Raw genomic sequence first — 6,812 nt, forward strand, 5'->3', positions numbered from 1 at the left:
ATCTGTAATCACACCTGCTTAGAGCTACTGCTTGCGACAGATTCATACCAGTTTGTGCTATAAATATCATCAACTCTGACTCAATTCGAAGGTTAAGAACTGGTGATCTATTAGGGCTTTCTAAAAGACTAATATTCTCTGCTAATGGTTTGCGCGCATTAATAGCTTGTTCTTTAATACGGCTATGCTCTATTGTTGTAATATCTAAATCTGGTTTAAGTAACCTACAAGCAACCGTTAGAGATTTATCTTCATTGAGTGGAATTTTTATAGGTATGCTGCCGCGCACAGTTTTGATATCTAAATGATTGCAAATAGTTGTTAATGTACGTCCAAACTCAAAAGTTTCTGCTAAATTTTGTTTATCAGCCGCTGTACTTAAAACCTTATTGGTCTTTTTTGGCCTTTTGAGCCTCGTTGTTAGCATAAGACTATATCCAGGTCTAGCACCTGGTAAGACTAAAGCTTTGGCAATTAAATTAGCTATTGTAGAGGCTAACTTATAAGCTGTCATTTGAGCTATGTCTTTATCAACCCTAACCCTATTTATTAAATGCTCAGTCCATTCTTTAAAGGTAGATATAATTGCTTCTTCCGTAGATAACATATCAGCAGTATCTAACCAGTTATAAAAAACCCATATCTTTCTAAGATAACTTTTAACTGTGTGTTGAGACATTCCTCTGATAAGGTAAGAGTCAATTACGTCATAAAGTTTGCCTACAAGAAAAAACCTGCTTTCAATTAAGTTTCCGAATTTACCTTCATTGATATACTGAATGACGATATCACGTCTAACACTTGAAGCTCCCTTATATAACAAGACCTTTAAATCCCAAGGCGTTTCGTGTGTCCCTAAGCTCAAACCTTTGATATTGAGATCTAGTTCAGACATCCTTATCACCTCCCATCAACCCCATGAAAGCATGAGTAAATGCATCAGAGGCTTCTTTCATTGTTTTATTATTCTCTATAAACTTAATATATTTCATTGTTGTACTTTCATCTTTGTGCAAACAAGCCTCTTTAACGAATTGAATCGAATCACTGACAGACATAAAATTCAGAGCAACTTTCATTATTTCAGTAGCATAAGTAGCGCGAGTTCTATGAAAATGAAACCCTCTTAAAAACTTCACCCCTAATTCCACCCCATTATTTCTAAAACGATGCATTTCAACATTTACTGCGCGGCTATTAGCACCACTATAAGTATTTCCGAATCTGGTTAAAAACAGAGTATCCTGATCTTCCGGAGCTGCTAGCGCTTGACGCTGTAGGCGCCTAGTACTAATAGCATAATTCAATAGAGTATCAATTAACTCTTGTGGTATCGGAACTGAACCTGTCACATCAAATTTCGTAGCTACTGGTGGTCTAGCACCGGGTCCTACAGAAAGCGTTTTTAATCCGACATTTGGAATAATAGTCGCATTTTGAAGGGTAGATACCTTTAAGTCAGTAATTGATCCAAGGCGTAACCCCGTGAAGAATCCTATCCGTAACATTAAAGAAAGCTCTTCGGAGGCTTCTGTATCAGCCAAAGTCAAAACCTCCTTCATGCCTTTAGCAGATAAAGGTAGTAGTCCGTCTTCAAGCTTAATAGCTCCAGCAATTGTACGGTTTGGAATAGCTAAATCTGTACTAGATACACGTAAAGTATGTTCAAGTCCGAATGAGTTGGTAATCTTGACCCCTATAATTTTATCTTTCCACATAGGCCAATCTGGTGAGATTAATCCTTTATTCTTTAACCATTTGTAGTATCGAACCACCGAAGACATTCGTTGTGATGTAGTGCTAGGAGCGCATTCACCTGAAGCTCTGGACTGAATCAGTGCGCCTCTGAATCGAACTAAACATCGTTCACTCTCTCTTTCAGGGAAATGCCACCAGTCGATTGATTCAGATTCTAGCCATTTCGCATAAGCTAATAAATGTGACATATTTGACTTAACAGTCTTTATGTTTAGCTTAGATGAGGTGGCTTGCTCTAAAGCCCATAAATTGACCTCAGACCAAGGAGAGTTGTTTTCCCAAATGATTTGAGGAAGGTTTTCAATAGGCTTTCTATTTAATTCTTTCCAAATTATCTCACCATCTTTTATCTCAATCCTTCGGTGTTGGTAATAGACCTCTTGCAAAAGTCATAGTTTAAGCTCGGAATTAATGATACCAGCAAACAGCTTCATTCTAAGATCGTAGCGCTGACGACGGTTGCGATATTTATGAGCCACGATTTTAAACAACTTGATTAAGCCTATTTTGTGCTCAACCACAATACGGAACTTTGCCAGATAGTGATTGGCCTGTTTGCATATCTCCAATAACTGACCACCACGAGGTTTCTTAAATGGTGTGAAAGTTTGGTTATGTCGCTTTGCTAACCCTTGATAACCACTATCGGCTAATAGCTTGGCGTCACAAGGTAACCAGTCAGGACAAGTATCTTTATACAGCTTAAAATCGTGGATTGACCCTTTACAGGTTTGCACATCAAGTATCAAACCGGTTTGCCAATGAACGATAACCTGCGCTTTTAAGGTGTGTTGTTTTTTCTTACCGCTGTAGTAGTCTCTTTGGTTTTTTTTGGACGCTCAATTGGGGTTTCGGTGGCATCGACAATGACGACTGACCAATTGATGTCCTCATCGACACGACTAGGCAGCTTTTTAGGCAATTCAAACTTGCCTGAATCAATCAGGATGTCTTCTACTTTACGAATGATACGGCTAGCAGAAGACTCATGAATACCAAAGTCCATACTGATATGATAAAGCGTGCGGTATTCACGCCAATAAGTCAGGGCTAGTAGTATCTGCTCCTTAAGACTGAGCACACTTGGTCTGCCTGATTTGGTCTTAGATGCTTCATGCTTTTGCATGGCATCAAGCATGTCATAAAAGGTGGCTTTATGAATGCCAGTGTAGCGTTTAAAACCAGCGTCACTTTGTTTGAGTAGCTTATCTATGTTTGGCATATCTATTAAGTAAGTAGAGTTCAATAATATACGTTGTGTCTTACAACTACTTTTGCAAGAGGTCTAATTTATAAACTCAAGAGTAGCCATTTCGTTAGCGTCCAAAATAATTCAAACTGTTTTTTAAAACCAAAAAAAAGCGAAAGAGCTTCCATTATGTGATATACACATAAGTAGAAACTATTTCGCTAAAATTATTATTAATTTCTGGTAGAATATTAATATAAGTATATTATACTAAAATAAAAAATTATTTGCAATAAATCATTATAATAATATTAATTTTATTTAAGATATCCATTAAAAAACTATCAATTTATTACCTTTCATTAAATTATTTTTAACGTTAGACCTCTTGCAGAAGTACCAGTTCATTGGTTTCCACTGACGGAGTTACGAGGGCTAGCGATGACTTATGCAAGAGGTCTATTTATATAAACTAAAATAATAACTCTATTGGCTTTGTCATCAGCAGTTGATGTATTGTGTAGGATTTAAAGTGTTCATGTAACCATTACCGCAAGCTGGGTCAAAAATTTTGATGTTAGCGATACGATCATGCAGTTTTCTTAAACGACTAGGCTTTAATTTTGCATCAATATTCTTCGCAATATTCTCCAGCTCTGCATACAAATCATCCAAAAACAGTGGTTCAATGACCTTCATGATGTTGATGACTGACGTATAGTGCATCCCCATACCGCCACGTTGATCAGGATGCACGACGGCTTGAATCATAGAACCAAAAATATCAGGGTTGATGCCTGACCAATCTAGCTCGCTACCGCATTCAATGAGCATTCTGCGAGACTTGGTAGAGAACTTTGGTGAAGCAATAGCATCAGCAAAGAGTCCACCGTTAACGTATTCAAATTTGGCCAAATAATCTGGTAAATCATGACGATTTTCTTTTCTAGTATTTAAGACTTTAAACAAACGGTTAAGGTAACTATCTACATCAGAACCATCTGCTTTGGTATGAGACTCAAGCTCAGCACTAAATTGGTTATCCGCGAATATACCTGTATCTTCTGCAAAGAAACAAAAGAGTAAGCGAGTTAGAAATACGTTCAGACTATGAAGTGCGGCAGTATCATTCTTATTTTCTTCACTGAAATTATCTGCTTTAATCAAATCAAACAGCTTGGCCATTTTTTCAGCTGCTTTTACGTCAGCGGGATTATCGCCTTGATATACTGCCTTTTCCATACCTGCCCAAGGTAAGAAGAAGTCAAAATGCTTACCAAGCTCACTAAACTCGATATCAAGTGTGTCATGAGTACGTGTGTCTACCGCTACAAACTGATTAAAATCAGTCGCGATGATAAAGCGTATCTTCTCTCGTGTGACAGAAGGTTCTTTCTTCATGTCATCAATATCTGAGAACACTTCATTGCTATTACTGTGCTTAAAATAGATATGGCGCTTGGCCCTGACTTCCCCTGCGACCTTAGCTAGGTTACGCTCACCTGACTTGATACGGCTTACTGTCGTCCTTCTATGCCCATAAGCTGCCATTAACTCGTATATGAATTGATCCTTTTCAACTGAGCTATTAAGGACATCTGAAGCTAGCTTCTTAACGGTTTCTTCTATTTGGGTTATGTTCACTTTATTTCCTTTGTAATAGCTTCAAAGCTATTTTTATAATCTGTGTTTTTTAAGACGTTATTGATGAATCAGACATTAATCTTATGAGAGTTTTTAGTAGATTTAGGTTCATCAGTTAGCTCTGCAAAGCTATTATAGCTATACCTCAAAATACTATCTAACTTTTGTTAGATTAATACTATACTACAATACTTAAATTATGAACTTAGAGTGAGAAAATGTCTGATCTTAGCGGAAGTGAACGTCGCAAACTGGAAAAACTACTTGGTATGGGAAGTGGATATGTTCTGAATTTTTCAGACCGCACCTTTGGTGATTTTTTTGATGAATATAGAGTTGAGATAGATAATGAGCAGTACAAAACAGGAGGTACATCAAAAGCGAACCGGATGCGCACTTTCTGGACAGTGGCCAATAATCATGTTTTAGGACGCGTCATTGAAGGATTGATTGAATACGCTAATGAAGAGCAGTGTTTTGGTGATAGTAATCCTTCATTAGTCACCAACTGCCAAAATATCGCGAAGCGACTGCTTAGCGATCAACCTGTGGCTGAGTTAGGTGCTTTAACTGCTATTTCGGATGATTATGATTTTGAAATAGTAGCTGATCACGTCCGTGAAGCTATAGACAAGAATCAGCCAGAGGCAGCATTAGATCGCTTACATACCTTCGTAAACAAGTTTGTGCGTATTACTTCTGAGCGCTATAACATTGATATTAACGTTGATAAGCCACTCAATAGTGTTTTTGGCGAGTACGTAAAGAAACTACGTGAAGAGGGACATCTTGAGTCAGCTATGACTGATCGCATATTAAGAACTAGTATTTCTGTGTTGGAAGCATTCAACGATGTGCGTAATAATAAAAGCCTTGCCCACGATAATCCAATATTAAACTATGAGGAAAGCTTACTTATTTTTAACCATGTAGCCGCTTCGATACGTTTTATAAAAAAGCTAGAGGCTAGTATAAAAATTAAGGCAGCTACCGCTCTTGATAAAACGAAAAATATCAAAAATGATGATTTTATTCCATTTTAATTTCATATGGATTATCCAAGAAAATATTCAGTTAGTACGTAATTTAAATAGAAATCTTAGGTCAATCCCGGGGTGGTCTAGTTCTCTCTTATTACTCGATAGACAGTAGCTACCCCAACACCAACTGCCTTAGCGATTTCTTCTTTTGTCATATTGTTCTGACTGTCTAATTCTCTAATACGATTGTGTTTCATTGTATTAGGCTTCTTACCGGTGGGCTTATAGCCACTGTTAGCCAATCCTTGCTTGATACGCTCTCTACGCTTGTCGTTATCAAGCTTTGCCATCGTTGCTAATAAATCGATCAGCATATGGTTAATCACTGTTAGGATCTCACCTGTCATACCATTATTGACCGTATGCGTGGTTGGTAGATCAGCCACCACCAATCGTAAGCCCTTGTCTTTGATACGCTGCTTTAGAATCGCAAAATCATCTTGAGATAATCTACTTAATCTATCCACGCTTTCAACCAACAGAATATCGCCTTCCTCAGCGTCATTGAGTAACAGAGTGAGTGTAGGTCTATCGAGCTTCGTACCACTGAAATGCTCAATGTATTCAGCATAGCTATTATCATAGCTTTTGCTAAAGCTAATCAAGTCAGACAAGGCTCTCTTAGCGTCTTGATCCTTAGTGCTGGCTCTCACATAAATACGAACGGTCATAACACCACCTCTATTATTTATACTTAGTAATTAATGTTCATTGATAATATCAAGATATTACTATCATTTAATAATAGAAACAAGTCTAATGATAGATACATTATCGTTTAGAGGTTTTATATTTTGAGTATAGTGCAATGGGAAGATAGAACTAAGACAATTAAAGAGCTGATTAAAGAACTCCAAAGTTTTGAGGATCAAAACTTGATTGTTATGATAACTAATGATGAAGGTGAAACATTTAACTCGGTAAAGTTGGTTAGCAAAGGGTTTGTAGCTAATAAAGATGATCCTGATAAATATAAGAAAGTTTATTGTGCTTTACACTTCTAAGCTTTAAGACCATCTAAGACAGTTAGTTGGTTTTTTAATCCCTAAACCCATGAAAATCGGTTGGGGGGTGATTTTTTTGCCGTGTGCAGAGAAAAGCAAGTCAAAGATTTTTTTACTAGCTGCTTTAGCGATAACCATTATTTAAGACAATCTCGTTAAAGCAGCTATGACCTAACC

Annotated in this window: 6 protein-coding genes and 2 pseudogenes; 2 read left to right on the plus strand and 6 right to left on the minus strand. The window is 37.3% G+C overall.

Annotation, left to right across the window (positions count from 1 at the left end; translation table 11 throughout):
- The 5 genes and pseudogenes from CXF65_RS00700 to CXF65_RS00720 all read right to left on the minus strand — a co-directional run.
- Positions 1-895 (minus strand): hypothetical protein (locus CXF65_RS00700; protein WP_198551927.1); only part of this gene is annotated, 895 nt, incomplete at its 3' end.
- Positions 888-2,144 carry a site-specific integrase gene (locus tag CXF65_RS00705; RefSeq protein ID WP_227523166.1) on the minus strand — a complete coding sequence of 419 codons (1,257 nt, stop codon included), beginning with the start codon at positions 2,142-2,144 and terminating at the stop codon, positions 888-890. The genes CXF65_RS00700 and CXF65_RS00705, both read right to left, overlap by 8 nt.
- A 3-nt stretch (positions 2,145-2,147) precedes the next feature.
- A pseudogene (locus CXF65_RS00710) lies at positions 2,148-2,531 on the minus strand (transposase family protein); the annotation flags it as partial.
- 8 nt (positions 2,532-2,539) lie between these two features.
- Positions 2,540-3,004, minus strand: coding sequence for a transposase family protein (locus tag CXF65_RS00715; RefSeq protein ID WP_157823952.1), 465 nt, complete (start codon positions 3,002-3,004; stop codon positions 2,540-2,542).
- Between the two features lie 486 nt (positions 3,005-3,490).
- Positions 3,491-4,591 (minus strand): annotated as a pseudogene (locus tag CXF65_RS00720) (type IIL restriction-modification enzyme MmeI); the annotation flags it as partial.
- Between the two features lie 218 nt (positions 4,592-4,809).
- Between CXF65_RS00720 and CXF65_RS00725 the strand changes: the two are divergent.
- Entirely contained in the window at positions 4,810-5,634 is an 825-nt protein-coding gene (locus tag CXF65_RS00725; protein ID WP_101210698.1) for an abortive infection family protein, read from the plus strand.
- Between the two features lie 77 nt (positions 5,635-5,711).
- Here the strand turns inward: CXF65_RS00725 and CXF65_RS00730 are convergent, their stop codons facing one another.
- Complete coding sequence (locus tag CXF65_RS00730) at positions 5,712-6,302, minus strand: recombinase family protein (protein ID WP_101210699.1); 591 nt, start codon at positions 6,300-6,302, stop codon at positions 5,712-5,714.
- A 132-nt stretch (positions 6,303-6,434) separates the two neighbouring features.
- Between CXF65_RS00730 and CXF65_RS00735 the strand changes: the two genes are divergently transcribed.
- Positions 6,435-6,635 (plus strand): hypothetical protein, encoded by a 201-nt coding sequence (locus CXF65_RS00735; RefSeq protein ID WP_179207266.1) that lies wholly within the window; start codon positions 6,435-6,437, stop codon positions 6,633-6,635.
- Positions 6,636-6,812: the final 177 nt, after the last annotated feature.

It is taken from the genome of Psychrobacter sp. Sarcosine-3u-12, from assembly GCF_002836005.1.
In the GTDB taxonomy this organism is placed as follows: domain Bacteria; phylum Pseudomonadota; class Gammaproteobacteria; order Pseudomonadales; family Moraxellaceae; genus Psychrobacter; species Psychrobacter okhotskensis.